Source organism: Streptomyces sp. NPDC017246 (assembly GCF_044331325.1).
Taxonomy (GTDB): domain Bacteria; phylum Actinomycetota; class Actinomycetes; order Streptomycetales; family Streptomycetaceae; genus Streptomyces.
Map to the genome: position 1 here is coordinate 278,095 of NZ_JBIRMW010000001.1, position 24,501 is coordinate 302,595.

Genomic DNA, 24,501 nt, shown 5'->3' on the forward strand with positions numbered 1-24,501 from the left:
TTCAGACCCCGAAGGCTGCATGACTCAAAGCAGAGGGAAGTCGCTCGAATGAGCGCGCATACGAGCACTTGCGTTCAATTCTTGAACGCAAAAAGGGTGGCACCCCGTGCCACCCTTCAGGCGGTGCAGCCGTTCATAACCTGCTCATCTGAGCACCACCCCCCTCAAGGGTGGCGAGGATCACTCCCCCGGAAAGGCCGAATCTCAGCCGCCGGACGTGTCCAGCTCGGCTTCCTCGCTCACGCCGGAGCAGTCGTACGGGTCCTTCAACCAGCCGTCAGGCAGGACAACTCGGTTGTTTCCGGACGTACGGCCACGCGGGCCGTCCGCACCCACCGGCCACGACTGATCCAGGTCCAGCTCGCTCAACTGAGCGCTCAGCTCGTCCAGGGAGGAGGTGACCGCGAGCTTCTTGCGCATCTCGGAACCCACCGAGAAGCCCTTCAGGTACCAGGCCACATGCTTGCGGAAGTCGATGACACCGCGTGCCTCGTCGCCGAGCCACTCGCCGAGCAGCCGCGCGTGCCGCACCATCGCGTCCGCGACCACCCGCAGCCCGGGCGCGGCATAGGCGCCGGTGCCCTCGAAGCCCGCCACCAGGTCCGCGAAGAGCCACGGCCGCCCCAGGCAGCCGCGTCCGACGACCACGCCGTCACAGCCCGTCTCGCGCATCATCCGCAGGGCGTCGTCGGCGGACCAGATGTCGCCGTTGCCGAGCACCGGGATCTCGGGCACATGCTCCTTGAGGCGCGCGATCGCGTCCCAGTCCGCCGTACCGCCGTAGTGCTGGGCCGCCGTCCGCCCGTGCAGGGCGATCGCCGTGACGCCCTCCTCCACCGCGATCCGGCCCGCGTCCAGGAAGGTGATGTGGTCGTCGTCGATGCCCTTGCGCATCTTCATCGTGACCGGCAGGTCGCCCGCGTTGGTCACGGCCTCGTTCAGGATCGCGCGCAGCAGCGGCCGCTTGTAGGGCAGGGCCGAGCCGCCGCCCTTCCGCGTCACCTTGGGGACCGGGCAGCCGAAGTTCAGGTCGATGTGGTCGGCGAGGTCCTCGTCGACGATCATCCGTACGGCCTTGCCGACCGTCACCGGGTCCACGCCGTACAGCTGGATCGAGCGCGGCTGCTCGGTCGCGTCGAAGCGGATGAGCTGCATCGTCTTCTCGTTGCGCTCGACCAGGGCGCGCGTCGTGATCATCTCGCTCACGAACAGCCCCTTGCCGCCGCTGAACTCGCGGCAGAGGGTACGGAAGGGGGCGTTGGTGATGCCGGCCATGGGGGCGAGCACCACCGGCGGCTCCACGATGTGCGGGCCGATGGCAAGAGGGGAGAACGCGGTCATTGGCCCATTGTCGCGTACTGCGGCGGTCATTAGTTAGCCGTACTATCCGAACATGCCCGAGCTCACACGCTCGCAGCTCCCCCGGGGCCGGCAACTCGTCGTCCTGGCGATCTGCTGCATGAGTCTGCTGATCGTCAGCCTGGACAACACCGCGCTCAATGTCGCCCTGCCCTCCCTGCGGCGCGACCTGGGCGCCTCCGTCGCCGGACTGCAGTGGGTCATCGACGCGTACACCCTGGTCCTCGCCTCCCTGCTCATGCTCGCGGGCTCCACCGCCGACCGCGTCGGCCGCCGCAAGGTCTTCATGACCGGCCTGGTCGTCTTCGCGCTCGGCTCACTGCTCTGCTCCCTCGCGCCGAACCTGGAGGCGCTGATCGCCTTCCGCGCGGTGCAGGCCGTGGGCGGCTCGATGCTCAACCCGGTCGCCATGTCGATCATCACCAACACCTTCACCGAACCCGCCGCACGCGCGCGTGCCATCGGCGCCTGGGGTGCGGTCGTCGGCATCTCCCTGGCCCTGGGGCCGCTGGTGGGCGGTCTGCTCGTCGAGTCGGTCGGCTGGCGGGCGATCTTCTGGGTCAATCTGCCGGTCGCCCTGGTCGCCCTCGTGCTCACCCTGCGGTACGTCCCCGAGTCCCGCGCGCCCCGCCCCCGGCGCGCCGACCCGGTCGGACAGCTCCTGGTGGCGGCGCTCCTCGGCTCGCTGACGTACGCGATCATCGAGTCCGACCCGCTCTTCGCCGGGATCGCGGTCGCGGCACTCGCCGGAGTCCTCGTGTACGAGCCGAGGCGCCGCGAACCCCTGATCGACCTGCGGTTCTTCCGCAGCGCGCCGTTCAGCGGGGCCACCGTCGTCGCGGTCTGCGCCTTCTCGGGCTTCGCCGGCTTCCTGTTCCTGAACACCCTGTACCTCCAGGAGGTGCGCGGTCTCTCCCCGCTGGACGCCGGCCTCTACGTCCTGCCGATGGCGGGCATGACCTTCGTCTTCGCCCCGCTGTCCGGACGGCTCACGGGCGCGCGCGGGCCCCGTCTCCCGCTGCTCCTCGCGGGGACGGCGATGACGACGGGGGCGCTGCTCTTCGCGGCCTTCGGGGCCGGGAGCGGCGATCCGCTGCTCTTCGCCGGGTACGTGCTCTTCGGCATCGGCTTCGGCCTGGTGAACGCGCCCATCACCAACACCGCCGTCTCCGGGATGCCCCGCGCGCAGGCCGGGGTCGCGGCGGCGGTGGCCTCGACGAGCCGCCAGGTCGGGCAGACGCTCGGAGTGGCGGTCGTCGGCGCGGTGCTGGCGGCCGGGGTGGGCCCGGGGATGTCCCCGGACGACTTCGCGGCGGCGGCCCGGCCGGCCTACTGGGTCGTGACGGCGTGCGGGCTCGCGGTCCTCGCGGTCGGGGCGCTGACCAGCGGGAAGTGGGCCCGACGCACGGCCGGGCGGACGGCTCGGCGCCTGGCGGCCGAGGACGAACCCCGGGCCGGGGTGCGGCCGGGCCTCAGGCGGCGGTGAGAGCCCCACCGAGGACGGCGGGGCTCCTGAGCCCGTCCCGCAGGGCCGCCTCCCGAAGGGTCTCCTCCTCGCGGACGGCAAGGTCGAGGAGCCGTTCGAGCCCCGCCCGGGACTCCTTGTCGAGGGGTACGTAGGTGACGAGGCGCGGCCCGGCCGCCGGCCCGAGCCAGAGGTTGGTGTGTTCCAGGTGCAGCACGCCGACGTGGGCGTTGCGGATGACCTTGGCGCGGCTGCCGAGATCGGCGACGTCGTGCCGGGCCCACAGCTCCCGGAACTCCGGGGAGGCCTCCTGGAGCCGCTGGACCAGCTCCTTCCAGGCGGGTTCGGCCAGGTGCTCGGCCATGGAGGCGCGGAGCTTGCCGACCATCGCGCGCAGGACGTCGGGGATGTCGGCGAGGGCGGCCCGGAAGTCGTCGTTCGTGAAGGCGAGCCAGAGGGTGTTGCGGTCCTCGCGGGGCAGCGCGTCGAGGTCGCAGTAGAGCCGTCCGAAGGTGCGGTTGTGGGCGAGGAAGTCGTACCGGCTGTTCTGGACGACGGCGGGGACGGGCTCCAGCTGCTCCAGGAGCGTGCGCAGCGCGGGGGTCACGGCCGGGCAGGGCGCGCCGGGGTGCGGGTCGGCCTGTCCGGCGAGGGCGAAAAGATGGCTCCGCTCGGTGGGGTCGAGGAGCAGGGCGTCGGCGAGGGCGTCGAGGACCTGCGAGGAGACGGTGATGTCACGGGCCTGTTCGAGCCAGGTGTACCAGGTGACGCCGACGGCGGAGAGATGGGCGACCTCCTCGCGCCGCAGGCCGGGGGTGCGGCGGCGGCGCCCCCGGGGCAGGCCCACCTGTTCGGGAGTGATGCGCTCCCGTCGGCTGCGCAGGAAGGCGGCGAGTTCGTGTCGCCGGGTCTCAGGTTCGGCGGTCGTCGCGGTCGTCACGCTCCCAGGGTGCTACGGCGGCGAGCCCATTGCCAGGTAGTGCTTGTACCAGGATGAAGAGACTCTGGTACCAGGCTGAAGGAGCGCGGATCGTCGACGAGGTGACTTCGACCTCCGTAACCCCCCGGACCGGCGCACCCGCCGCCGCCCACGACCGCCCGGCCCTCGGGCCGCTCGGCCTGTTCACCGTCCTCCTCGGTGCCGCGCTGCCGCTGATCGACTTCTTCATCGTCAATGTCGCCCTGCCGTCCATCGACCACGACCTGGCGGCCGGCCCGGCGCTCCTCGAACTGATCGTCGCCGGGTACGGCCTGTCGTACGCCGTGCTGCTCGTCCTCGGCGGGCGCCTCGGCGACCTCTTCGGGCGGCGCCGGCTCTTCCTCGCGGGCATGGCCGCCTTCGGTCTCACCTCGCTCGCCTGCGGGCTCGCCCCGGACGCCTGGACCCTGGTCGGGGCGCGGGTGGCGCAGGGCGCCGCGGCGGCGCTGATGCTGCCGCAGGTCCTCGCGACCATCCACTCCTCCACGGAGGGCGCCCGGCGGGCCAAGGCGCTGAGCCTGTACGGGGCGACCGCCGGGCTCTCCATGGTGACGGGGCAGATCCTCGGCGGGGTGCTCGTGGCCGCCGACCTCGCGGGCTCCGGCTGGCGTGCGGTGTTCCTGGTGAACGTGCCGGTGGCGGTGGCGGGCCTCGTCCTGGCCCTCCGTGCGGTCCCGGAGACCCGTTCGGACCGCCCGGCGCCGGTGGACGTGGCGGGCACGCTGCTGCTCGCGGTCTCGCTGCTCACCCTGCTCGCCCCGCTGACGGAGGGCCGGGCGGCGGGCTGGCCGCTGTGGACATGGGTCTCGCTGGCCGTGTTCCCGTTCGCCGCGACGGCCTTCTGGTGGGTGGAGCGGCGGGCGGACCGCCGGGGCCGCACCCCGCTGGTCCCGCCGAGCCTGCTCGACCTGGTGTCGCTGCGGCGCGGTCTGATCCTCGTCCTGCCGCTCTCCGGCGGCTTCGGCGGCTTCATGTTCGTGATCGCGGTCGCGCTCCAGCAGGGCCTGGGCCTGGGCGCGGTGGCCTCGGGCCTGGCGCTCGTCCCGATGGCGGTGGCCTTCTTCGGGACCTCGCTCGCGGGCCCCCGGCTGGTGCGGCGCTGGGGCACGCGCGTGGTGGCGGTGGGCGCCCTGCTCCAGGCCCTCGGCCTCGGGCTGATCGCCCTGACCGCGTGGCGCTCCTGGCCGGACCTGTCGGTGCTGAGCCTGATCCCCGGCATGGCGATCGCGGGTGTCGGGCAGGGCCTGCAGCTCCCGGTGCTCTTCCGGGTGGTGCTCTCGGAGGTTCCGGCGGAGCGGGCGGGCGTGGGCAGCGGCGTGATGGTGACCACGCAGCAGACGGCCCTGACCCTGGGGGTCGCGACCCTCGGCACGCTCTATCTGGGTCTCACCGCGTCCGCCCCCGCGGACTCGGGGACGCCGTTGACGGTGACGGTCCTCCTGCAGGTGGCGATGGCCCTGGTCACGGCCCTGCTGGCGCTGCGGCTGCCGCGGACGGTGGCGTAGACGGCGGGCGGCGGGGCCGCCGAGGCCGGGACGGGCGAAGGGCCCGGGGTGGCGAACACCCCGGGCCCTTCGTCATGCGGGTGACCGCGACTACTCCCGGCCGGTGCCGGTGGTGCCGGTGGTGCCGGTGCTCTCCGCGCTCCGGTCGGTCTCGGCGCTCCGGTCGCTCTCGCCGGTCACGGCTCCCTGGGCGCGCTCGCGCATCTTCTTCAGGAGCTCCTGCTTGCGGTCGTCGGCCGTGCCGCGGGCGGCACCGCCCTGGACCGCGCCGTGCTGGTCGGCGCGGGACAGCTTCTTGCGCTGCCCTCCGACGCCGAGGAGGTTGTTGCGCCTGGCCATGGGGTTCTCCCGTCAGTGAGGTGTGCGGTGGTCGGTCGCCTGCGCGGCGCGCTCACTCGTAGATCTGGAAGAACGAAGAAGACATGCCGGTGACGCTACCCGGGGGCCTCCTCCCCCGGCATCCGCTTTTCGCGCTCTTCGGCCGTACGAATGACAGATATTGAAATCTGTCATCGGTCATGCCATGCTTCTTCCATGACGACGACACGGAACCCCGTCCCCACCCGCCCGCTCGGCACCACCGGCCCCCTGGTCTCCTCGCTCGGCCTCGGCTGCATGGGCATGTCCGCGCTGTACGGCGACGCCGACCGCGCCGAGTCGATCGCGACGGTCCACGCCGCCCTGGACGCGGGGGTGACCCTGCTCGACACCGGCGACTTCTACGGGATGGGGCACAACGAACTGCTGATCGCCGAGGCGCTGCGGACCGCCCCCGCCGCCGCCCGCGAGCAGGCCCTGACCAGCGTGAAGTTCGGCGCGCTCCGCACCGTGGAGGGCGGCTTCACCGGGTACGACGGGCGCCCGGCCGCCGTGAAGAACTTCGCGGCGTACTCACTCCAGCGCCTGGGCACCGACCACATCGACATCTACCGGATCGCCCGCGTCGACCCGGACGTGCCGATCGAGGAGACCGTCGGCGCCATCGCCGAGCTGGTCGAGGCCGGGCACGTCCGGCACATCGGCCTCTCCGAGGTCGGTGCGGACACCCTGCGCCGGGCGGCGACCGTGGCCCCGATCGCGGACCTCCAGATCGAGTACTCGCTGATCTCCCGCTCCATCGAGGAGAAGATCCTGCCGGCCGCCCGTGAGCTCGGCATCGGCGTCACGGCCTACGGAGTGCTGTCGCGCGGCCTGATCAGCGGCCACTTCACCCGGGACCGGGAGCTGGCGGCGAACGACTTCCGCGGTATGAGCCCGCGCTTCCAGGGCGAGAACCTCCAGCGGAACCTGGACCTGGTGGACCGGCTGCGGGCGCTCGCCGAGGCCAAGGGCGTGACGGTCGCGCAGACCGCGATCGCCTGGGTCCTCGCGCAGGCCGAGCGACAGGGCGTGGACATCGTCCCGCTGGTCGGCGCCCGGCGCCGGGACCGGCTCACGGAGGCACTCGGCGCCCTGGACGTCACGCTCGACGCCGCCGACCTGGCCGCGATCGAGGAGGCCGTCCCGGCGGGCGCCGCGGCCGGCGAGCGCTACCCGGCGGCACAGATGGCACACCTGGACAGCGAGCACTGACCGGCGCCGCCGGGCCCTCCGAGCTGACAGGTAGTGTCATTCCATGGCCGCCACCGAGACCCTGACCGCAGAGCGCATCCTCGAAGCGACCGAGGAGGTGCTGCGTCGGTACGGGCCGGCGAAGGCGACCGTGGTGGACGTGGCCCGGGTGCTCGGTGTCAGTCACGGCAGCGTCTACCGCCACTTCCGGACGAAGGCCGCGCTCCGTGAGGCGGTGACCGAGCGGTGGCTGGAGCGGACGATCGTCGCGCTCCGGCCGTACACCGAGGGACCGGGCGCCGCCGACGAGCGGCTGACCGGGTGGCTGACCGCCCTCTTCGCCCTCAAGCGCCGCAAGGCGGGCGGCGATCCGGAGCTGATGGCCACCTTCCAGGTGCTGATCGGGGAGAACAGTTCGGTGGTCCAGCGGCACGAGGAACACCTGGTGGAGCAGATCTCCCACATCGTGGAGGACGGCCATCACGAGGGGGTGTTCGCCGCTCCGGAGCGGGACTACGCGACGACGGCCCGCGCGGTCTTCGACGCCACCGGCCGCTTCCACGACCCGGCGCACGCCGCGGACTGGGCGGCCACGGACATCGAGGACGCGTTCGCGGCGGTCGTCTCTCTGACGCAGCGTGCGTTGCGGGCCTGACCCGCACGCGTTTTGAAGATCATTTGGAACGGACTTTCCCGTTCCGTGTCCAGACCCTGACTAGCGTTCTCGCGCACCGCGACCGTAAGCGCTCTCAGGGGGAACCATGTCCGAATCCGCCAAGCCATCAGCCCGATCGGGCGCCGCCTCCGCCATCGGCTGGGTCCTCACCATCGGCCTCAACGTGGTCGCGCCGATCCTCACGTACAACACCCTGACCGAGGACCACGGCTGGTCCGAGTTCGCCGCCCTGCTCGCCGGCAGCGTCTGGCCCGTCCTGGACACCGCGATCATGGTCGCCTGGCGGCGGAAGATCGACGAGTTCGCCGTCGTCACGCTGGTCTTCATGGTGATCACGGCGCTCGTCTCGCTGATCGGCGCGCACACCGCCCGCGCGCTCCTGGTCAAGGACTCGGGCGTGACGGGCCTGTTCGGGCTGCTCTGTCTGGCCACCCTGCTGGCGCCCCGCCCGCTGATGTTCTACTTCGGCCGGAAGTTCGCCACCGACGGCACTCCGGCGAGCACGGCCTGGTGGAACGGCATGTGGCAGTACGACGGCTTCCGCTCCACCATGCGCACGATGACGCTGGTGTGGGGCGTGGCGTACATCGCCGAGGCGCTGGTCCGTATCGCCCTCGTGTACGCGCTGCCGACGAAGACCATGGTCACGCTGAGCCCGGTCATGATCTACACCGTCCTCGGCGCCCTGGGCGTATGGACGGCCTGGTTCGCGAAGCGCCGCTCGGCCGAGGGCGCGCGGCGCCAGGCCGAGGCGGACGCGGCCGCTTCCGCGGCCGTGGCGTCCGCCTGACGGCACTGCGCCCGACGGCATGGGAAAGCCCCCGGTTCCGAGACGGAACCGGGGGCTTTCCCGTATCTGCGAACAGACTCAGCAGCCGAGGAGGCGGCTGCCCAGGTAGCCCTGGATCTGGTCGAGGGAGACGCGCTCCTGCTTCATGGTGTCGCGCTCGCGCACGGTCACCGCGTTGTCGTCGAGGGTGTCGAAGTCGACGGTCACGCAGAACGGGGTGCCGATCTCGTCCTGGCGACGGTAGCGGCGGCCGATGGCGCCGGCGTCGTCGAACTCGATGTTCCAGTTCTGCCGCAGGTCCGCCGCGAGGCCCTTGGCCTTCGGGGAGAGCTGCGGGTTGCGGGACAGCGGGAGGACGGCGACCTTGACCGGGGCCAGGCGCGGGTCGAGGCGCAGGACGGTGCGCTTCTCCATGACGCCCTTGGCGTTCGGGGCCTCGTCCTCGTTGTACGCGTCGAGGAGGAAGGCCAGCATCGCGCGGCCGACACCGGCGGCGGGCTCGATGACGTACGGCGTGTACCGCTCGCCGGACTCCTGGTCGAGGAAGGTGAGGTTGGCGCCGGAGGCCTTGGAGTGCGCGTTCAGGTCGTAGTCGGTGCGGTTGGCGACGCCTTCCAGCTCGCCCCACTCGCTGCCGCCGAACGAGAAGCGGTACTCGATGTCGGCGGTGCGCTTCGAGTAGTGGGAGAGCTTCTCCTTCGGGTGCTCGAACCAGCGCATGTTCTCCTCACGGAGACCCAGACCCGTGTACCAGTTCCAGCGCTGCTCCATCCAGTACTCCTGCCACTGCTCGTCCTCGCCCGGCTTGACGAAGAACTCCATCTCCATCTGCTCGAACTCGCGGGTGCGGAAGATGAAGTTGCCCGGAGTGATCTCGTTCCGGAAGGACTTGCCCATCTGCCCGATGCCGAACGGCGGCTTCTTGCGCGAGGTCTGCAGGACCTGGCCGAAGTTGGTGAAGATGCCCTGCGCGGTCTCGGGACGCAGGTAGGCGACGGAGCCGGTGTCCTGGGTCGGGCCGAGGTGCGTGGAGAGCAGGCCGGAGAACTGCTTGGGCTCGGTGAAGGTGCCCTTGTTGCCGCAGTTGGGGCAGTTGAGGTCGGCGAAGCCGTTCTCGGGGAGACGGCCGTGCTTCTCCTCGTACGCCTCCTCCAGGTGGTCCGCCCGGTAGCGCTTGTGGCAGGAGGTGCACTCGGTCAGCGGGTCGGTGAAGGTGGCGACGTGGCCGGAGGCCTCCCAGACCTCGGTGGCCAGGATGACCGACGAGTCGATGCCGACGACGTCCTCGCGCGAGGTGACCATGTAACGCCACCACTGACGCTTCAGGTTCTCCTTGAGTTCGACACCCAGCGGTCCGTAGTCCCAGGCGGCCTTCTGGCCACCGTAGATCTCACTGCACGGGTAGACGAAGCCACGGCGCTTGCTCAGGCTGACGATGGTGTCGATCTTGTCGGCGGCCACGGTGCTCTCTTCATTACGACGACGAAGTGCGAATGCCTCAGGTTACCGGCGCCCGCACCCCCCGTATCAAATCGGTTCGGCACACGGATCGTCCGAGGGGGCGCGTGGGCGGTGCCACACGTACGACAATTGACAATCGTTTCCAGTTTTGTTGAAAATGAGTGTCATGAACGTACGTCGCCTCATACCCGCCACCGCCGTCGCCGGAGCCGTCGCGCTCGGCGTCGTCTCCCTCTCCGCCTGCGCCGGAACCTCCGACGCGGCCGACAAGGGAAGCGGCGGCAAGCTGGACGTGGTCGCGTCGTTCTACCCCATGCAGTACCTGGCCGAGGAGATAGGCGGCGACCACGTCGCCGTCGACACGCTCACCAAGCCCGGCGTCGAACCCCACGACCTGGAGCTCAAGCCGAAGCAGATCGGCCGGCTCGGCGAGGCCGACGTCGTCCTCTACCTCAAGGGCGTCCAGCCCGCCGTCGACGACGCGATCGCCCAGGCCGGCGTCGAGAACACCGTCGACGCCGCCACCCTCACGACGCTGGAGAAGCACGGCACCGAGGTCGGCCACGAGGGCCACGACCACGGCGCCGGGGAGCACGCGGAGGAGGAGGCCGGGCACGACCACGGCTCCGAGGCCGGCGCCGACCCGCACATCTGGCTCGACCCCGTGAAGTACGCCGAGGTCGCCAAGGGCGTCGGCACCGCCCTGGAGAAGGCGGACCCGGCCCACGCCGCCGACTACAAGAAGAACACCGACGCCCTGGTGAAGAAGCTCGGCGTGCTGAACACCGACTTCGCGACCGGGCTGAAGAACACCGCGACGAAGACCTTCATCACCACCCACTCCGCCTTCGGGTACCTCGCCGAGCGCTACGGCCTGGACCAGGAGGGCATCTCCGGCATCGACCCCGAGTCCGAGCCGAGCCCCGCCAGGATCAAGGAACTCCAGGACGTCGCGAAGAAGGACAAGGTCACCACCGTCTTCTTCGAGACCCTCGCGAGCGACAAGACCGCGAAGACCCTCGCCGGCGACACCGGTCTGAAGACCGACGTGCTCGACCCGCTGGAGGGAATCACGGACACCTCCAAGGGCGATGACTACCTCGAGGTCATGCGTTCCAACCTCACCGCGCTGCAGAAGGCCCTCGGCGCCAAGTGATCACAGCACAGCAGGAGGTACGAGCCATGGCAGCCCCGGAACAGGAACCCGTCATCTCCGTCCGCGGAGCCACGGCGGCACTCGGCGCCCGGCCCGTCCTCCGCGGCGTCGACCTCACCGTCCACCGCGGTGAGGTCGTCGCCCTGCTCGGCGCCAACGGCTCCGGCAAGTCCACCGCGGTCCGCGCCGTCATCGGCCAGGTCCCGCTGACCGGCGGCGCGATCCGGCTGTTCGGCACGGAGCGGAAGCGGTTCCGCGACTGGGCCCGGGTCGGTTACGTACCGCAGCGCACCACCGCCGCGAGCGGCGTCCCCGCCACCATCCGCGAGGTCGTCTCCTCCGGCCGGCTCTCCCACCGCAGGTTCGGCTGGCTGACCAGGGTCGACAAGGCCGCCGTCGAGCGGGCCATCGACCTCGTCGGTCTCTCCGACCGCGCCAAGGACTCCGTCTCCGCCCTCTCCGGCGGCCAGCACCAGCGGGTCCTGATCGCCCGCGCGCTCGCCTCCGAGCCCGAGCTGCTGATCATGGACGAGCCGATGGCCGGGGTCGACCTCGCGAGCCAGGAGATCCTGGCCTCGACCCTGCGCGAGCAGGTCGCGGGCGGCACCTCCGTCCTGCTCGTGCTCCACGAGCTGGGCCCCCTCGAACCCCTGATCGACCGCGCGGTCGTGCTCCGCGACGGCTGTGTCGTCCACGACGGCCCGCCGCCCGAGGCCCTCGGCCAGCACGCGCTGCCGGGCCACGACCACGTCCATCCGCACGCGGCCGGGGAGCCGCTCCGTACGGGTCTGCTGACCTGAGGAAGCTGACCTGATCATGGAAATCCTCCAGCTCGCCTTCATGCAGCGCGCGCTCCTCGCGGCCGTGCTCGTCGGCATCACCGCGCCCGCCGTCGGCATCTACCTGGTCCAGCGCCGTCAGGCGCTGATGGGCGACGGCATCGGCCATGTCGCCATGACCGGTGTCGGCCTCGGCTTCCTGCTGAACTCCAGCCCGGTCTGGATGGCGACCGCGGTCGCCGTCGTCGGCTCGGTCGCGATGGAGCTGATCAGGGCGTACGGGAAGACCCGCGGCGACCTCGCCCTCGCGCTGCTCTTCTACGGCGGCATGGCCGGCGGCGTCCTGCTGATCAACCTCTCGCCGACCGGTTCCAACGCCAATCTGAGCTCGTACCTCTTCGGCTCGCTCTCCACGGTCTCGACCGAGGACATCACCGCGATCGGCATCCTGGCCGCCTTCGTGGTGCTGGTCACGGTCGGCCTGCGCCGCCAGCTCTTCGCGGTCAGCCAGGACGAGGAGTTCGCCCGGGTCACCGGCCTCCCGGTGCGCGCCCTGAACCTGCTGATCGCGGTCACGGCCGCGGTGACCGTCACGGTCGCCATGCGGGTCGTGGGCCTGCTGCTGGTCAGCGCGCTCATGGTGGTGCCGGTGGCGGCGGCCCAGCAGCTGTCGAAGTCCTTCCGCGCGACGTTCGTCCTCGCGGTGGTGACCGGGATCATGGTCACCCTGGCGGGCACGGTCACCTCGTACTACCAGGACGTACCGCCCGGCGCGACGATCGTGCTGTACGCGATCGGTGTCTTCGTCCTGCTCACCCTGCTCGCCACGCCGCTCGCCAAACGCCGGGCGCGGGCGGCCGAGGCGGGCGCGGAGAGCTGTGACGCGCCGGTTCCGGCGACCCGGCGGCCGACGGACGACGTGAAGGTCTGATCCGGCCCGGGCCCGGCGGCCCGGGGGGCTGGCAGAATGGCGGGGGCAGACAAGATTCAAGGAGGCCCCCGTGGTGACGGCAGGACCCCCCGTACGAGGCCGCTCGACCAAGCAGCGCGCCGCCGTGTCGGCGGCGCTGAACGAGGTGGACGAGTTCCGCAGCGCTCAGGAGCTGCACGACATGCTCAAGCACCGCGGCGACTCGGTCGGCCTCACCACCGTCTACCGCACCCTCCAGTCCCTCGCGGACGCGGGCGAGGTCGACGCGCTGCGCACGAGCGAGGGCGAGACGGTGTACCGCCGCTGCTCGACCGGCGACCACCATCACCATCTGGTCTGCCGGCTCTGCGGCAAGGCCGTGGAGGTGGAGGGCCCGATGGTGGAGCAGTGGGCCGAGACGATCGCCTCGGAGCACGGCTTCGTGAACGTGGCGCACACCGTGGAGATCTTCGGCACGTGCGCGGAGTGCGCCGGCAAGTGACCTGACATACGAGAAGGCCCGTACCGCGCCGGTACGGGCCTTTCTCGCGCGGCCGCTCAGACCCGGCGGCTGTTCCGGTCCAGGACCTCCCGCAGCCGGTCGACGTCGGCCGGGTCGCCGAGCCCGCTCTTGGGCAGATAGGCGAAGCCGGTACCGGCCCGCCGGCCGGTGAGCAGGACGAAGAGCCGGGGCGTCTCGACGTACCGGGGAAGCATGGCCCACCGGATCGTGGTCTCGGAGTCCCGGGTGCTCCACCGTCCGCCGTCCTCGTCGACGACGGCCCGCGCCTCACCCTGGCCGCGGACCAGCGGGAAGAAGCCGCGGGCGGTCGCCCAGGGGATCAGCTCCGCGGCGCCCACGGCCACGAGGCCGAGGGCGGTCATCAGGGCCGCCGTCCCCGGCTCCCGCTCCGGCAGGGGCAGCAGCGCCAGGACCGCGGCGACGAGGGCGAGCGCGCAGCCGCCCCGGGCCGTCCACCGGAACGCCCGCCACCAGCGGGTGGCCTTCAGCGCGGCCCGTACGGCCTCGCTCACATCGGCGAAGACCGGTGGGTAGAGGAGTTCGAGCCCGTCCCGGGTGCCGCTCTCGGTCGCTTCGTTCACGGCGCAGAGCGTAGCCGTACGAACAGCCGGTCCCCGTACCGGTTTTCGCTCGCCCCATGAAGAGGCGCCCGCCGTCCGGGGGGACGGCGGGCGCCTCTTCCTGCGCGTCGGCGTGCTCAGCCCTTTTCGAGGACGGCCATGTCGGCCGGGTCGACGCCGCCGAAGCGACGGTCCCGCTGGGCGTACTCGACACAGGCCCGCCACAGGTCGCGGCGGTCGAAGTCGGGCCACAGCACGTCCTGGAAGACCATCTCGGCGTACGCGCTCTGCCAGATCAGGTAGTTGGAGGTGCGCTGCTCGCCGCTGGGCCGCAGGAACAGGTCCACGTCCGGCATGTCCGGGTAGTAGAGGTACTTCTGGATGGTCTTCTCGGTGATCTTCGCCGGGTCGAGCCGGCCCGCCTTCACGTCCTCGCCCATCGCCTGCGCCGCGTCCGTGAGCTCCGCGCGGCCGCCGTAGTTCATGCAGAAGTACAGCGTGAGCCTGGTGTTGTCCTTGGTCTGCTCCTGCGCGACCTGGAGCTCCTTGGCCACCGACTTCCACAGCTTCGGCATCCGGCCGACCCAGCGGACCCGCACGCCGAGCGAGTCGAGCTGGTCGCGGGACTTGCGGATGAAGTCGCGGTTGAAGTTCATGAGGAAGCGCACCTCCTCGGGCGAGCGCTTCCAGTTCTCGGTGGAGAAGGCGTACAGCGAGATCGACCCCACGCCCATCTCGATCGCGCCCTGGAGCACGTCCAGCACCTGCTCGGCACCGACCTTGTGCCCCTCGGTGCGGGGCAGGCCGCGCTCCTTGGCCCAGCGCCCGTTGCCGTCCATGACGATCGCGACGTGCTCCGGGATCAGCTCGGACTGGAGCTTCGGCGGGCGGGCACCGGAGGGGTGCGGCTCGGGGGTGCTGTACTCCCGGCGCTGGCGACCGAGCAGTCGTGCGATGGCCATGACGTGGTCTCTCCTACCTAGCTTTTCTCTACGTACCGCAGGGAGCGCAGGCCGCGCTCCAGATGCCAGTGCAGATAGGCGGACACGAGTCCGCTGCCCTCCCTGACGTGACGCGGCTCGCACGCGTCCGCCGTGGCCCAGTCGCCGGTGAGCAGCGCGCTGAGCAGGCCCACGGCCTCCGCCGAGGGTACGACGCTTCCGGGCACCCGGCAGTCGCCGCATATGACACCGCCGGCCGCGACCGAGAAGAACCGGTTGGGGCCGGGCATTCCGCATTTGGCACAGTCGTCGAAGCTCGGCGCGTAGCCGTTCACGGCGAGCGAGCGGAGCAGGAAGGCGTCCAGGATCAGATGGGGGGCGTGTTCGCCCCGGGAGAGGGTCCGCAGGCCGCCCACGAGCAGCAGGTACTGCTGCACGGCGGGCTCGCCCTCGTGGTCCGTGAACCGTTCCGCCGTCTCCAGCATGGCGGTGCCGGCGGTGTAGCGGGCGTAGTCGGTGACGATCCCGCTGCCGTACGCGGCGATGGTCTCGCTCTGGGTGCAGAGCGGCAGCCCCCGTCCGACCAGCTCACTCCCCCGGGCGAAGAACTGCACGTCCACGTGCGAGAACGGTTCGAGCCGCGCGCCGAACTTGGACTTCGTCCGCCGGACGCCGCGCGCGACGGCGCGTACGCGCCCGTGACCGCGCGTGAGGAGCGTGATGATGCGGTCCGCTTCACCCAGCTTCTGGGTGCGCAGCACGATGCCGTCGTCGCGGAACAGACTCATGCGCCCATTCTCGCGTACGGGAGACGGCTTTCGGACAGAGTCCCCGGCACGGGGTCCCCGACGTTTGAAACGCCGCGGCCACTCGAACGAGCGGCCGGGGCCGCGTCCTCCCTCGAACCGACCGCCGCGCCGAGATCGTGACGCTGTCACTTCGACACCACACCCCTGCCATGGAAGGCGGCAACAGGCATGCCCGTTGACGGCTACGACGACTCCGTGAACCCCTCCGCGCTCAGCACCGACGACACCGCGCGGCTGGACGCGATCCGCGAGGCGTTGCTCGACGCGTCGCTGAGCGTCCCGCGCAACCTCGCGCCCGGAGAGACCTGTCCCGCGATCCTCATGCCCGCCCCGCTGATCGACTTCGGCCACCGGGCCTACCTCGGCATGTCCCGCGCTGGGCCCTCGGCGGCTACGCCGTCCTGGCCTACAGCCAGCGGGGCCTGGCCGGGTCCGAGGGCGAGATCCACGTCGCCGGACCGCAGGACGTGGAGGACGCCATCGAGCTCGTCACGGCGCTGTCCGGAATCGAGGGCGTCGACCCGGACCGGATCGGCTGCTTCGGCTCCTCCTACGGCGCCGGGACGAGCCTGCTGCTCGCCGGGAACGACCGCCGGATCAAGGCCATGGCCGGCACCAGCGCCTGGGGCGACCTGTTCGCCTCCCTGTACGAGAACGGCACCCGGCACCTGGCGGCCTTCGAGGCGCTCGTGAAGCTGTTCAAGGAGGACCGGTGCTCGGAGGAGTTCCGGGACGTCATCCAGAAGATCCGTGGCAACGTCATCGACGACCAGGTCAGGGAGTTCGCCGAGGTCCGGTCGCCCAAGAACCAGCTCCGGGCGTACAACGACCACCAGGTCCCGATCCTGATGACCACCGCCTGGCACGAGACGATCTTCTCGGTGCCGGCCGTCGTGGACCTGTTCAACCAGCTCACCGGGCCCAAGTCGCTGCTCGTCCAGGTCGGCGACCACGGCAACGGCGAGCTGCCCGGCCCGGCCGGCCTCGTCTCCAAGCCCACCGCGATGGCCTACCGCTGGCTGGACCACCACCTCGGTGGCAAGGCCGGCGACGGAGCCGAGCCCTCGTACGGTGTCCGCTCGGAGTACATGCACAACCTGCTGTTCGACCTCCACCACCCCGACTGGGAGAGCTACGCCCTGCCCCGAAGCGGTTCCACCTCGCCGACGCGGTCGCCGACGAGCGCGACGGGCGACTGACCGAGGAGCCTCCGCAGCAGGCCTGGACGCGCCCCGTGAAGGTCGCCGTCCACGACACCGAAGCCGTCGTCGCCCCGCAGCTCGTCAAGACCGGCCTGGCCGAGCGCGCGGGCTTCCCCCACGTCTACGAGACCGCCGACATCGACCGCGGCCTCGCCGCGATCTGGACCACGGAGCCGCTGGAGCAGGCGATGCGCGTCCAGGGCGAGCTGGAACTCCGGGTGACACTGAAGCCGCAGGCGCCGTCCGCCACGATCGTGGCCCATCTGATGGACTGCGATCCGGCGACCGGCAAGGCGGCGATCATCACCCACGCCCCCTGCACGGTCACCCACGAGGAGCCCGGCCGGGCCACCACCGTGACCTTCCCCCTCCAGCCCGCCCACTACGTCCTGGACAAGGGCCGCCGGCTCCAGCTGATCATCGACACCCGCGACCAGTTCTTCGCCGACGGCAACCGCGCGCCGTCGACCATCGAGCTCACCTCCTCGCAGGACGCCCCGTCGTACATCGCCGTCCCGCTCCACCCCCTGCCGTAACCCCCCGCACGACGAACGCCCGGCCGGAGATCCCCTCCCGGCCGGGCGTTCCGCGTACCGCGTCCGGCGGAGTCAGGGCACCTCGCCGCGGCTCCGCGCGTTCACGTGCGCCGTGGCAGCGCTCAGCCGCTCGGCCGAGGTGGCCTCCCGTACCCCGTCGGGCTCCACGTCCCATTCGCGTCCGCCGCCCAGCGGCCGGATCTGGACATAGGGCCCTTCGTGCCCCATGACCCTCCCGACCCGCCCGGTGCGGATCTCCACGACGTACGACCCGATGGGCAGTGTCATGACCGGCTCTCCTCCCCCGGTGGAAGGGCGGCGGCGAGGAGCCGGGCCGTTTCCACCGTGCAGCATCCCAATTCGACGAGCGGCCTCGGAGGATCGGCGGCGAGGGTGACGACGTCGAGCCCGAGCGAGGGAAGCCGGATTCCGGCCCTCGCGAGCGCCTCACGCAATTCCGTCACTGCCTCTTGTGCGACTTCGATCGCCCCCGTGGTCGTCTTCATGATGTCTTCCTTCACCAACGTATGCCTTTCTGAATCCATTTCCTGCTTCGCCTCACCAGGGTGGGGCCGGATCCGTAGAATCGGCAGACGCGCAGGTCGTACAACTGCGGCGTAGGGGTGGGGAGTTAAGCCATGGCCAGAGGCAAGCAGCAGGACGTGTGGGAGTTCTTCGGCGAGCTGCTGAAGGAGTGCCGGGAGGCTGCGGGCCTTACCCAGGAGGAACTGGGCGGACTGGTGTTCGTCTCGGGTGCGTACATCGGCCTGTTCGAGCAGGGAATTCGAAAGCCACAGCTGGATGTGGCGATGCGAATCGACGAGATCCTACAAACCGGCGGTATTTTCGAACGGACGTGTCGCAAACTTATCAACAGGTCGCCGTACGCCTCTTATTTCCACGAGGTGGCGGAGCTGGAGACGGTGGCGACGAGGATCTGCGAGTTCGCACCGGCGGTGGTGCCCGGCCTGATGCAGACGGCGGAGTACGCGCGGGCGGTGACCGTGGCGACGCACCCGTTCGCCACGGAGGAGTTCATCGAGGAGAAGGTCACCGCGCGCATCGGCAGAGCAGAGATCCTCGGGGGCCCTACAAAGCCGGAGTATTGGGCCGTTCCGCACGAGAACGCGGTGCTCACCCCCGTGGGCGGCCCCGCCGTGATGGCGGCGACACTGGACCACATCGCCGCACTGACCCGCGCGCGGCGCGCACTGGTGACCGTCCTGCCCCGCTCGGTCGGCGCGCACTCCGTCATGGAGGGCTCGCTCCGGCTCATGGAGTTCGCAGACCAGCCGCCAACCGCCTATGCGGAGACGGGGTTTTCGGGGACTCTCCTCGACGATCCGACGGTGGTGAAGCAGGCACAGCGCGCCTACGATCCGCTCAGGGTCGCCACGCTGCCGCCGGAGGCGTCCCTGGTCCTGATCGAGTCGGCAGCGGAGGACTACAGACGATGCGTGAGTACGACCTGAGCAACACCCGTTGGCGCAAGAGCTCCTACAGCAACGGCGACGGCGGCAACTGCCTCGAAGTCCTCGACGGTGTCACCGGGGTCGTCCCCGTCCGCGACAGCAAGAACCCCGCCGGCCCCGCCCTCGTCGTCCCCGCCGCCGCCTGGACCGCGTTCGTCGCCGGCGTCAAGAGATGACGGCCCCGGACGGGATCGGCCGACCGGTCGCCGAGACGTTCACCGGCTGACCGGGCGGCAGGCGCCGCGTCCAGCGGATGCGCGTACGCACCGCGGACAGGCCCTTCACCGACGGTCGGCCCGCCCCTACGATCACGCCATGTCGATCTTGCCCCCCATTCCCGCCCTGCGAGGCCCCGAAGGCACCGGTCTGCGCGCGGAGGGGCAGGCGCTGCTGCTCCGCCGGGCCCGCGAGGAGTTGCACATCCCGCTGAAGGCCATAGCGCGCGTCCATGCCGAGGGGCGGACCGTCGTCGTCGAGCTGACCGCGCCGGCCGGTGCCACGCCGTACGTCCAGCGGTTCGCGGCGGCTTCCTGGGGCTGTTCTTCCTCGTGCTCGGCTGGGCGTCCTCGCAGCCGTCGCGCGAGGAGCGGTATCTGCGCAGGCACGGCGTCACCGTCGCCGCCGAGCGGGTCCCGGGCGAGCAGTCCACCTACGTCTACACGGACCCCGACGGGCTGCACCGCACCGTGCGGAAGTTCGCCCACACGTGGACCGTCGATGTCGCCTACGATCCACAGGACCCGGGGCGCGTGGTCGTCCTCCGCGCCCGGGGCCCGCGGGCGATGGACCTGGCCCTGACGGGGAGCGGCCTCGTCATCGGGCTGCTCGGTGCGGCCGGGGCGATCACCACAGTGGTCCTCGCGCTCCTCGGTGCCGGCGGCTTCCGAGGTCGACAGCTTCACTTATGGAAGTCATAAGTCCGGCTTATGGGCCCATAGACCGGGGGCGGGTACCACTCCACGCCCTGCATTATTTAGGGTGACCTAAGTGTCGGCGGCCTCGCCGCCACGTCGCTTGCGAAGGGAACCCCGTCATGCCCCGCCCCCTCCGGGTCGCGATCGTCGGCGCCGGCCCCGCCGGAATCTACGCCGCCGATGCGCTGCTGAAGTCCGAGGCCGCCGCCGAGCCGGGTGTGTCCATCGACCTCTTCGAGCGGATGCCCGCCCCCTTCGGCCTCATCCGCTACGGCGTCGCCCCCGACCACCCGCGCATCAAGGGCATCATCAAGGCCCTCCACCAGGTCCTCGACAAGCCGCAGGTCCGTCTCTTCGGCAACATCGACTACGGCACCGACATCCACCTCGACGACCTGCGCGCCTTCTACGACGCCGTGATCTTCTCGACCGGCGCCATGGCCGACCGCGCGCTGCGCATACCGGGCGTCGAGCTCGAGGGTTCGTACGGCGCCGCCGACTTCGCCTCCTGGTACGACGGCCACCCGGACGTCCCGCGCACCTGGCCGCTCGAAGCGGAGAAGGTCGCCGTCCTCGGCGTCGGCAACGTGGCCCTCGACATCGCCCGCATCCTCGCCAAGACCGGCGACGAGCTGCTGCCGACCGAGATCCCGGCGAACGTCTACGACGGTCTCAAGGTCAACAAGGCCGTCGAGATCCACGTCTTCGGGCGCCGCGGCCCGGCCCAGGCCAAGTTCAGCCCCATGGAGCTGCGCGAGCTGGACCACTCGCCGAACATCGAGGTCATCGTCAACCCCGAGGACATCGACTACGACGACGGCTCGATCGCCGAGCGGCGCAAGAACAAGCAGACCGACATGGTCGCCAAGACCCTGGAGAACTGGGCGATCCGCGACATCGGCGACCGCCCGCACAAGCTCTTCCTGCACTTCTTCGAGTCGCCCGTCGAGATCCTCGGCGAGGACGGCCAGGTCGTGGGCCTGCGCACCGAGCGCACCGAGCTGGACGGCACCGGGAACGTCACGGGCACCGGCAAGACCACCGACTGGGACGTCCAGGCCGTCTACCGCGCGGTCGGCTACCTCTCCGACGAGCTGCCCAAGCTTCCCTGGGACACCGCCACCGGCACCGTCCCGGACGAGGGCGGCCGGGTCGTCGAGGAGACCGGCGAGCACATGGCCTCCACGTACTGCACCGGCTGGATCCGCCGTGGCCCCGTCGGCCTCATCGGCCACACCAAGGGCGACGCCAACGAGACCGTGGCGAACCTCCTGGACGACTTCGCGAACGGGCGCCTGCTCACCCCCGACACCCCGGAGACGGACGCGGTCGTGTCCTTCCTGGAGGGCAAGGGCCTCACGTACACCACGTGGGAGGGCTGGTACGCCCTGGACGCCGCCGAGAAGGCGCTCGGCGAGCCGCAGGGCCGCGAGCGCGTGAAGATCGTCGAGCGCGACGACATGCTGCGCGCCAGCGGCGCGATCGAGTAGGACCTTCGCAGGACCTCGTCCTCGCGGGCTCTCGCCTCTTCCCGGTCCTACCCTGAAAGGACCGGGAAGAGGCGAGAGCCATGTCCGTACCCACGATCCCCACCCGCACGGCCACCGGGGCCGCCCCCGCAGGCACGGCCGACGCGGTCGAGCGTGCCAGGGACGCCGCGGCCCGCGAGTCCTGGGCCGAGGCGTACGAGCTGCTGCACGACCACGACCGGCACCCCGAGCGCGGCCTGACCGCCGACGACCTCGCCGTCCTCGCCGACTCCGCCTGGTGGTCCGGGCACGTCGACGAGTCCGTCACCGCCCGGCTCCGGGCACACGCCGCCTATCTCGCGGCCGACGACCACCGCGGCGCCGGACTCACCTCCTGGTGGCTGTCCTACGAGTACGCGAGCCTCGGGCGGCCCGCCGCGGCGGCCGGCTGGCTCCACCGGGCCCGGCACCACCTGGAGGACCTGCCCGACTGCCCGGAACAGTGCTTCCTCGCCTGGACGACGGCCGAGGAGGCCGAGGCGCACGGCGACCACGAGGCCGCCCTCGCCGCCGCCCGTCGCATGACGGCCCTCGCCCTCGCCTCCGGCAGCCCCGACCTCCTCGCCCTCAGCCGTCAGGCCGAGTCCCACGTCCTGCTCGCGGCCGGCCGCAGGACCGAGGCCCTCGCCCACCTCGACGACGCGATGTGCGCGGTGGTGGCCGGCGAACTGAGCGGCATGTTCACGGGCTGGCTGTACTGCCTGGCCCTCACCCAGTGCATGGAGGCCGCCGACTTCGCCCGGGCGGTGGAGTGGACGAACGCGGCGATGGAATGGTGCGCCCCGCCCTGGTCGGGCCGCCCGCCCCGGGAGACGGCGCCGGGCGGGGAGGCCGTCCGCGCCGGTGCCGCCCCCCTCCCCATGACCGTCCCCTCCGGCGAGAACCCCTTCCGGGGCGTCTGCCGGGCCCATCGCGTCGAGGTCCTCGACCTCCTCGGGGCCTGGGCGCTCGCCGAGGCCGAGGCCCGGCAGGCCTGCCGCGAGGTGCCGGTCGACTGTCTGGAGTCGGCCGCGGCCGCGTACTACGCCGCCGGGGACGTCCAGCGGCGCCAGGGCCGCCTCGACGCGGCCGCCGTCTCGTACGGACACGCCCACGAACTGGGCCGCATCCCACAGCCGGGCCTCGCGCTGCTGCGCCTCGCCCAGGGCCGGGCCGCCGCCGCGGTGGCGGGCATCGACCTGGCCCTGGCCTGCCGGAGCGACCCCGACCACGACGTCCTGGGCCGGGCCCGCCTCCTCGCCGCCCGTACGGAGGTGGCCCTCGCCGTCCGTGACACGGCCGGGGCGGCGGACGCGGCGGCGCGGCTCGACGCGCTCGCCGGGGACGTACCGCTGCTGCGTGCCCTCGCCGACACGGCCCTCGGGTCGGTGGCGCTCGCCGAGAAGGGCCCCGACGCGCTGCTCCCGCTGCGCCGGGCCCTCGCCGGGTGGCTGGAGCTGCGGGTGCCGTACGAGGCCGCGCAGGTACGGATGCTGCTCGCGGCGGCCGACCGGGCCGCGGGCGACGAGGAGGCGGCCCGGCTGGAGCTGGGCACGGCGCGGGCGGCCTTCGAGCGGCTCGGGGCCGTACCGGACGCCCGGCGCGCGGCGGCGCTGCTCTCCGGCGGGTCACGGCGGCGGCTGCCGGGCGGGCTGACCGCGCGGGAGGCGGAGGTGCTGCGGCTCGTCGCCTCGGGCGGGACGAACAAGGACATCGCCCGGACCCTGGTGATCAGCGAGCACACGGTCGCCCGGCATCTGAACAACATCTTCGCCAAGCTGGGCGTCGGCGCCCGTGCCTCCGCCACGGCCTACGCGTACGCGCACTCCCTGCTCTGACCCGCCCCCGGCCGGGCCCGCCCCGGCCCACGGCGCCCCGGGCCGGGGCGGGGCGGCCGTCCCGGCATGGTCCGAACAGCCCATCCGGAGCGGTCGCCGGACATGGGCGGTTCGGGCGATGCGGGTGCCGGGCACGACGGGCTAGACCGGAGGCATGACCACCACGACCGGCCCCCAGACCACTGCCGACACTCTTCGCGGTGCTGTGCGCGGCACCGTCGTGACCCCCGGCGACCCTTCGTACGACGAGTCCCGCCGGGTCTACAACGCCCTCCACGACCGCCGCCCCGCCGCCGTCGTCCGGGCCGTGGACGCCGCCGACGTGATCGCGGCGGTGCTCCACGCCCGGGAGCACGCTCTCCCGCTGGCCGTGCGCGGCGGCTCCCACTCCGTCGCCGGCTTCGGCACCGTGGACGACGGTCTCGTCGTCGACCTGTCCCGGATGCGCGGCGTCCGGGTCGACCCCGAGACCCGTACGGCGCGGGCCGAGGGCGGCGCCACCTGGGGCGACTTCAACCACGCCACCCACGCCTTCGGGCTCGCCACCACCGGCGGGGTCGTCTCCACCACCGGCATCGGCGGCCTGACGCTCGGCGGCGGCATGGGCCACCTGGCCCGCCGCTACGGTCTGAGCTGCGACAACCTGGTCGCGGCGGACGTGGTGACCGCCGAGGGCACGCTCGTGTCCTGTGACGCCGAGCGGAACGCCGACCTGTTCTGGGCGCTGCGGGGCGGCGGCGGCAACTTCGGCGTCGCCGTCTCGCTCGCGTACCGGCTGCACCCGGTCGCGGACGTCTTCGGCGGGCTGAGCTGCTACCCGCTCGACGGGGGTGTGGCCCGCGCCTGGCAGGAGATGATCGCGGACTCCCCCGAGGAGCTGAACTCGATCCTCGTCCTGGCCCTCGGCCCCGAGGAGCCCTTCCTCCCCGAACGCTGGCACGGGCGCCCGATCTGCGCCGCCTTCACGTGCTTCAGCGGCCCGCGGGCGGAGGACGAGAAGGTGCTCGCCCGCCTGGACGGTCTCGGCCCGGTCATCGGCCGGTTCATGGAGCGGATGCCGTACCCGGTGATCAACACCCTCTTCGACGAGCAGCTGCCGCCGGGGCTCCACCACTACTGGAAGGGCAACTTCAGCCGCGAGCTCTCGGACGGCGCGATCGGCGTCCACATGGAGTACGGCGCGACGATGCCGTCGCTGGAGACGGACACGGCGATCTTCCCGATCGACGGCGCCTGCCACCGGGTGGGCCCGGAGGAGACCTCGTTCGCCTACCGCGACGCCGTCTTCTCGCACTCCTTCGGCGGCACCTGGACCGACCCGGCGGACTCGGAGCGCGACATCGCCTGGACCCGCGCCTACGACCAGGCGCTGCGCCCGCACACCCAGGAGGGCGGGTACGTCAACTTCATGGACGCCGACGACCAGGACCGGGTGCGGGTCAACTACCGGCAGAACTACGACCGGCTGCGGACGGTCAAGCGCCGGTACGACCCCGGCAACGTGTTCCGGCTCAACCAGAACGTCGAGCCCTGAGCGCTGTGCCCCGCGCCCGCGTCCCGTGCCCCA

26 protein-coding genes are annotated in these 24,501 nt (G+C 71.5%); 17 read left to right on the forward strand and 9 right to left on the reverse strand.

Features of this window, described 5'->3' with window-relative positions:
- Positions 1 to 204 precede the first annotated feature (204 nt).
- Entirely contained in the window at positions 205 to 1,341 is a 1,137-nt protein-coding gene (gene dusB / locus ACH4MY_RS01310; protein ID WP_397995833.1) for a tRNA dihydrouridine synthase DusB, read from the reverse strand.
- 52 nt (positions 1,342 to 1,393) lie between these two features.
- Between dusB and ACH4MY_RS01315 the strand changes: the two genes are divergently transcribed.
- Positions 1,394 to 2,845 (forward strand): MFS transporter, encoded by a 1,452-nt coding sequence (locus ACH4MY_RS01315; RefSeq protein ID WP_397995836.1) that lies wholly within the window; start codon positions 1,394 to 1,396, stop codon positions 2,843 to 2,845.
- On the opposite strand, the gene ACH4MY_RS01320 is transcribed toward ACH4MY_RS01315, so the two are convergent.
- Positions 2,832 to 3,764, reverse strand: a complete 933-nt coding sequence (locus ACH4MY_RS01320) for a helix-turn-helix domain-containing protein (RefSeq protein ID WP_397995839.1) — start codon at positions 3,762 to 3,764, stop codon at positions 2,832 to 2,834. The two genes, ACH4MY_RS01315 and ACH4MY_RS01320, sit on opposite strands and share 14 nt — an antisense overlap.
- A gap of 53 nt (positions 3,765 to 3,817) precedes the next feature.
- On the opposite strand from ACH4MY_RS01320, the gene ACH4MY_RS01325 reads away from it, so the two are divergent.
- A complete protein-coding gene (locus ACH4MY_RS01325; protein ID WP_397995841.1) occupies positions 3,818 to 5,308 on the forward strand; it encodes an MFS transporter in 1,491 nt (496 codons plus the stop codon).
- 90 nt (positions 5,309 to 5,398) lie between these two features.
- On the opposite strand, the gene ACH4MY_RS01330 is transcribed toward ACH4MY_RS01325, so the two are convergent.
- Positions 5,399 to 5,647 carry a DUF6243 family protein gene (locus tag ACH4MY_RS01330; protein WP_397995843.1) on the reverse strand — a complete coding sequence of 83 codons (249 nt, stop codon included), beginning with the start codon at positions 5,645 to 5,647 and terminating at the stop codon, positions 5,399 to 5,401.
- Positions 5,648 to 5,842: 195 nt separating this feature from the next.
- Here ACH4MY_RS01330 and ACH4MY_RS01335 point away from each other — a divergent pair, with 195 nt between their 5' ends.
- The 3 genes from ACH4MY_RS01335 (at position 5,843) to ACH4MY_RS01345 (ending at position 8,325) form a co-directional block, all read left to right on the forward strand.
- Entirely contained in the window at positions 5,843 to 6,880 is a 1,038-nt protein-coding gene (locus tag ACH4MY_RS01335) for an aldo/keto reductase (protein ID WP_397995846.1), read from the forward strand.
- Positions 6,881 to 6,923: 43 nt separating this feature from the next.
- Positions 6,924 to 7,514 (forward strand): TetR family transcriptional regulator, encoded by a 591-nt coding sequence (locus ACH4MY_RS01340; RefSeq protein WP_397995848.1) that lies wholly within the window; start codon positions 6,924 to 6,926, stop codon positions 7,512 to 7,514.
- Between the two features lie 106 nt (positions 7,515 to 7,620).
- Positions 7,621 to 8,325: a VC0807 family protein gene (locus ACH4MY_RS01345; RefSeq protein ID WP_397995851.1), complete on the forward strand. Its 705-nt coding sequence runs from the start codon at positions 7,621 to 7,623 to the stop codon at positions 8,323 to 8,325.
- Between the two features lie 78 nt (positions 8,326 to 8,403).
- On the opposite strand, the gene ACH4MY_RS01350 is transcribed toward ACH4MY_RS01345, so the two are convergent.
- Entirely contained in the window at positions 8,404 to 9,786 is a 1,383-nt protein-coding gene (locus tag ACH4MY_RS01350) for a glycine--tRNA ligase (RefSeq protein WP_397995854.1), read from the reverse strand.
- 166 nt (positions 9,787 to 9,952) lie between these two features.
- On the opposite strand from ACH4MY_RS01350, the gene ACH4MY_RS01355 reads away from it, so the two are divergent.
- The 4 genes from ACH4MY_RS01355 to ACH4MY_RS01370 all read left to right on the forward strand — a co-directional run bounded on the left by ACH4MY_RS01355 (position 9,953) and on the right by ACH4MY_RS01370 (position 13,133).
- Positions 9,953 to 10,942: a metal ABC transporter substrate-binding protein gene (locus tag ACH4MY_RS01355; protein WP_397995857.1), complete on the forward strand. Its 990-nt coding sequence runs from the start codon at positions 9,953 to 9,955 to the stop codon at positions 10,940 to 10,942.
- A 26-nt stretch (positions 10,943 to 10,968) separates the two neighbouring features.
- A complete protein-coding gene (locus ACH4MY_RS01360; RefSeq protein ID WP_397995860.1) occupies positions 10,969 to 11,742 on the forward strand; it encodes a metal ABC transporter ATP-binding protein in 774 nt (257 codons plus the stop codon).
- 16 nt (positions 11,743 to 11,758) lie between these two features.
- Complete coding sequence (locus tag ACH4MY_RS01365) at positions 11,759 to 12,652, forward strand: metal ABC transporter permease (protein ID WP_397995863.1); 894 nt, start codon at positions 11,759 to 11,761, stop codon at positions 12,650 to 12,652.
- Positions 12,653 to 12,722: 70 nt separating this feature from the next.
- Positions 12,723 to 13,133: a transcriptional repressor gene (locus ACH4MY_RS01370; protein ID WP_351901428.1), complete on the forward strand. Its 411-nt coding sequence runs from the start codon at positions 12,723 to 12,725 to the stop codon at positions 13,131 to 13,133.
- 56 nt (positions 13,134 to 13,189) lie between these two features.
- Here the strand turns inward: ACH4MY_RS01370 and ACH4MY_RS01375 are convergent, their stop codons facing one another.
- The 3 genes from ACH4MY_RS01375 to recO form a co-directional block, all read right to left on the reverse strand.
- Positions 13,190 to 13,735 (reverse strand): YcxB family protein, encoded by a 546-nt coding sequence (locus tag ACH4MY_RS01375; RefSeq protein ID WP_397995867.1) that lies wholly within the window; start codon positions 13,733 to 13,735, stop codon positions 13,190 to 13,192.
- A 116-nt stretch (positions 13,736 to 13,851) separates the two neighbouring features.
- Positions 13,852 to 14,676 carry an isoprenyl transferase gene (locus ACH4MY_RS01380; RefSeq protein WP_397995869.1) on the reverse strand — a complete coding sequence of 275 codons (825 nt, stop codon included), beginning with the start codon at positions 14,674 to 14,676 and terminating at the stop codon, positions 13,852 to 13,854.
- A gap of 17 nt (positions 14,677 to 14,693) precedes the next feature.
- Entirely contained in the window at positions 14,694 to 15,443 is a 750-nt protein-coding gene (recO, locus tag ACH4MY_RS01385) for a DNA repair protein RecO (protein WP_397995872.1), read from the reverse strand.
- A 326-nt stretch (positions 15,444 to 15,769) separates the two neighbouring features.
- Here recO and ACH4MY_RS01390 point away from each other — a divergent pair, with 326 nt between their 5' ends.
- Both ACH4MY_RS01390 and ACH4MY_RS01395 read left to right on the forward strand, forming a co-directional pair.
- Positions 15,770 to 16,663 carry a CocE/NonD family hydrolase gene (locus ACH4MY_RS01390; protein ID WP_397997339.1) on the forward strand — a complete coding sequence of 298 codons (894 nt, stop codon included), beginning with the start codon at positions 15,770 to 15,772 and terminating at the stop codon, positions 16,661 to 16,663.
- Complete coding sequence (locus tag ACH4MY_RS01395) at positions 16,660 to 17,202, forward strand: CocE/NonD family hydrolase C-terminal non-catalytic domain-containing protein (RefSeq protein ID WP_397997341.1); 543 nt, start codon at positions 16,660 to 16,662, stop codon at positions 17,200 to 17,202. Before ACH4MY_RS01390 ends, ACH4MY_RS01395 begins: the two co-directional genes overlap by 4 nt.
- Positions 17,203 to 17,274: 72 nt before the next feature.
- On the opposite strand, the gene ACH4MY_RS01400 is transcribed toward ACH4MY_RS01395, so the two are convergent.
- Both ACH4MY_RS01400 and ACH4MY_RS01405 read right to left on the reverse strand, forming a co-directional pair.
- Complete coding sequence (locus ACH4MY_RS01400; protein ID WP_015033506.1) at positions 17,275 to 17,490, reverse strand: hypothetical protein; 216 nt, start codon at positions 17,488 to 17,490, stop codon at positions 17,275 to 17,277.
- On the reverse strand, positions 17,487 to 17,708 hold the full coding sequence (locus ACH4MY_RS01405; RefSeq protein WP_397995876.1) for a hypothetical protein: 222 nt from the start codon (positions 17,706 to 17,708) through the stop codon (positions 17,487 to 17,489). The genes ACH4MY_RS01400 and ACH4MY_RS01405 overlap by 4 nt, the downstream gene beginning before the upstream one ends.
- A 132-nt stretch (positions 17,709 to 17,840) precedes the next feature.
- Between ACH4MY_RS01405 and ACH4MY_RS01410 the strand changes: the two genes are divergently transcribed.
- The 6 genes from ACH4MY_RS01410 (at position 17,841) to ACH4MY_RS01435 (ending at position 24,468) form a co-directional block, all read left to right on the forward strand.
- Complete coding sequence (locus ACH4MY_RS01410; protein ID WP_397995879.1) at positions 17,841 to 18,674, forward strand: Scr1 family TA system antitoxin-like transcriptional regulator; 834 nt, start codon at positions 17,841 to 17,843, stop codon at positions 18,672 to 18,674.
- Positions 18,656 to 18,850, forward strand: a complete 195-nt coding sequence (locus ACH4MY_RS01415) for a DUF397 domain-containing protein (protein WP_397995882.1) — start codon at positions 18,656 to 18,658, stop codon at positions 18,848 to 18,850. The genes ACH4MY_RS01410 and ACH4MY_RS01415 overlap by 19 nt, the downstream gene beginning before the upstream one ends.
- A gap of 372 nt (positions 18,851 to 19,222) precedes the next feature.
- Positions 19,223 to 19,591: a Mu transposase C-terminal domain-containing protein gene (locus ACH4MY_RS01420; RefSeq protein ID WP_397995885.1), complete on the forward strand. Its 369-nt coding sequence runs from the start codon at positions 19,223 to 19,225 to the stop codon at positions 19,589 to 19,591.
- Positions 19,592 to 19,707: 116 nt separating this feature from the next.
- Positions 19,708 to 21,078, forward strand: a complete 1,371-nt coding sequence (locus ACH4MY_RS01425) for an FAD-dependent oxidoreductase (protein ID WP_397995888.1) — start codon at positions 19,708 to 19,710, stop codon at positions 21,076 to 21,078.
- Positions 21,079 to 21,158: 80 nt separating this feature from the next.
- On the forward strand, positions 21,159 to 22,934 hold the full coding sequence (locus tag ACH4MY_RS01430; protein ID WP_397995891.1) for a LuxR C-terminal-related transcriptional regulator: 1,776 nt from the start codon (positions 21,159 to 21,161) through the stop codon (positions 22,932 to 22,934).
- A 154-nt stretch (positions 22,935 to 23,088) separates the two neighbouring features.
- The gene (locus ACH4MY_RS01435) at positions 23,089 to 24,468 is read left to right on the forward strand and encodes an FAD-binding oxidoreductase (RefSeq protein ID WP_397995894.1); all 1,380 of its coding nucleotides are present in this window, start codon (positions 23,089 to 23,091) and stop codon (positions 24,466 to 24,468) included.
- Positions 24,469 to 24,501 lie beyond the last annotated feature (33 nt).

Excerpts from the sequence above, each read along its gene's own strand:
- recO (WP_397995872.1), bottom strand. The coding sequence starts at position 15,443 with ATGAGTCTGTTCCGCGACGACGGCATCGTGCTGCGCACCCAGAAGCTG.
- ACH4MY_RS01335 (WP_397995846.1), top strand. The coding sequence starts at position 5,843 with ATGACGACGACACGGAACCCCGTCCCCACCCGCCCGCTCGGCACCACC.
- ACH4MY_RS01360 (WP_397995860.1), top strand. The coding sequence starts at position 10,969 with ATGGCAGCCCCGGAACAGGAACCCGTCATCTCCGTCCGCGGAGCCACG.
- ACH4MY_RS01415 (WP_397995882.1), top strand. The coding sequence starts at position 18,656 with ATGCGTGAGTACGACCTGAGCAACACCCGTTGGCGCAAGAGCTCCTAC.
- ACH4MY_RS01365 (WP_397995863.1), top strand. The coding sequence starts at position 11,759 with ATGGAAATCCTCCAGCTCGCCTTCATGCAGCGCGCGCTCCTCGCGGCC.
- ACH4MY_RS01315 (WP_397995836.1), top strand. The coding sequence starts at position 1,394 with ATGCCCGAGCTCACACGCTCGCAGCTCCCCCGGGGCCGGCAACTCGTC.
- ACH4MY_RS01410 (WP_397995879.1), top strand. The coding sequence starts at position 17,841 with ATGGCCAGAGGCAAGCAGCAGGACGTGTGGGAGTTCTTCGGCGAGCTG.
- ACH4MY_RS01380 (WP_397995869.1), bottom strand. The coding sequence starts at position 14,676 with ATGGCCATCGCACGACTGCTCGGTCGCCAGCGCCGGGAGTACAGCACC.
- ACH4MY_RS01340 (WP_397995848.1), top strand. The coding sequence starts at position 6,924 with ATGGCCGCCACCGAGACCCTGACCGCAGAGCGCATCCTCGAAGCGACC.
- ACH4MY_RS01405 (WP_397995876.1), bottom strand. The coding sequence starts at position 17,708 with ATGAAGACGACCACGGGGGCGATCGAAGTCGCACAAGAGGCAGTGACG.
- ACH4MY_RS01325 (WP_397995841.1), top strand. The coding sequence starts at position 3,818 with ATGAAGAGACTCTGGTACCAGGCTGAAGGAGCGCGGATCGTCGACGAG.
- ACH4MY_RS01435 (WP_397995894.1), top strand. The coding sequence starts at position 23,089 with ATGACCACCACGACCGGCCCCCAGACCACTGCCGACACTCTTCGCGGT.
- ACH4MY_RS01330 (WP_397995843.1), bottom strand. The coding sequence starts at position 5,647 with ATGGCCAGGCGCAACAACCTCCTCGGCGTCGGAGGGCAGCGCAAGAAG.
- dusB (WP_397995833.1), bottom strand. The coding sequence starts at position 1,341 with ATGACCGCGTTCTCCCCTCTTGCCATCGGCCCGCACATCGTGGAGCCG.
- ACH4MY_RS01430 (WP_397995891.1), top strand. The coding sequence starts at position 21,159 with ATGTCCGTACCCACGATCCCCACCCGCACGGCCACCGGGGCCGCCCCC.
- ACH4MY_RS01355 (WP_397995857.1), top strand. The coding sequence starts at position 9,953 with ATGAACGTACGTCGCCTCATACCCGCCACCGCCGTCGCCGGAGCCGTC.
- ACH4MY_RS01400 (WP_015033506.1), bottom strand. The coding sequence starts at position 17,490 with ATGACACTGCCCATCGGGTCGTACGTCGTGGAGATCCGCACCGGGCGG.
- ACH4MY_RS01425 (WP_397995888.1), top strand. The coding sequence starts at position 19,708 with ATGCCCCGCCCCCTCCGGGTCGCGATCGTCGGCGCCGGCCCCGCCGGA.
- ACH4MY_RS01345 (WP_397995851.1), top strand. The coding sequence starts at position 7,621 with ATGTCCGAATCCGCCAAGCCATCAGCCCGATCGGGCGCCGCCTCCGCC.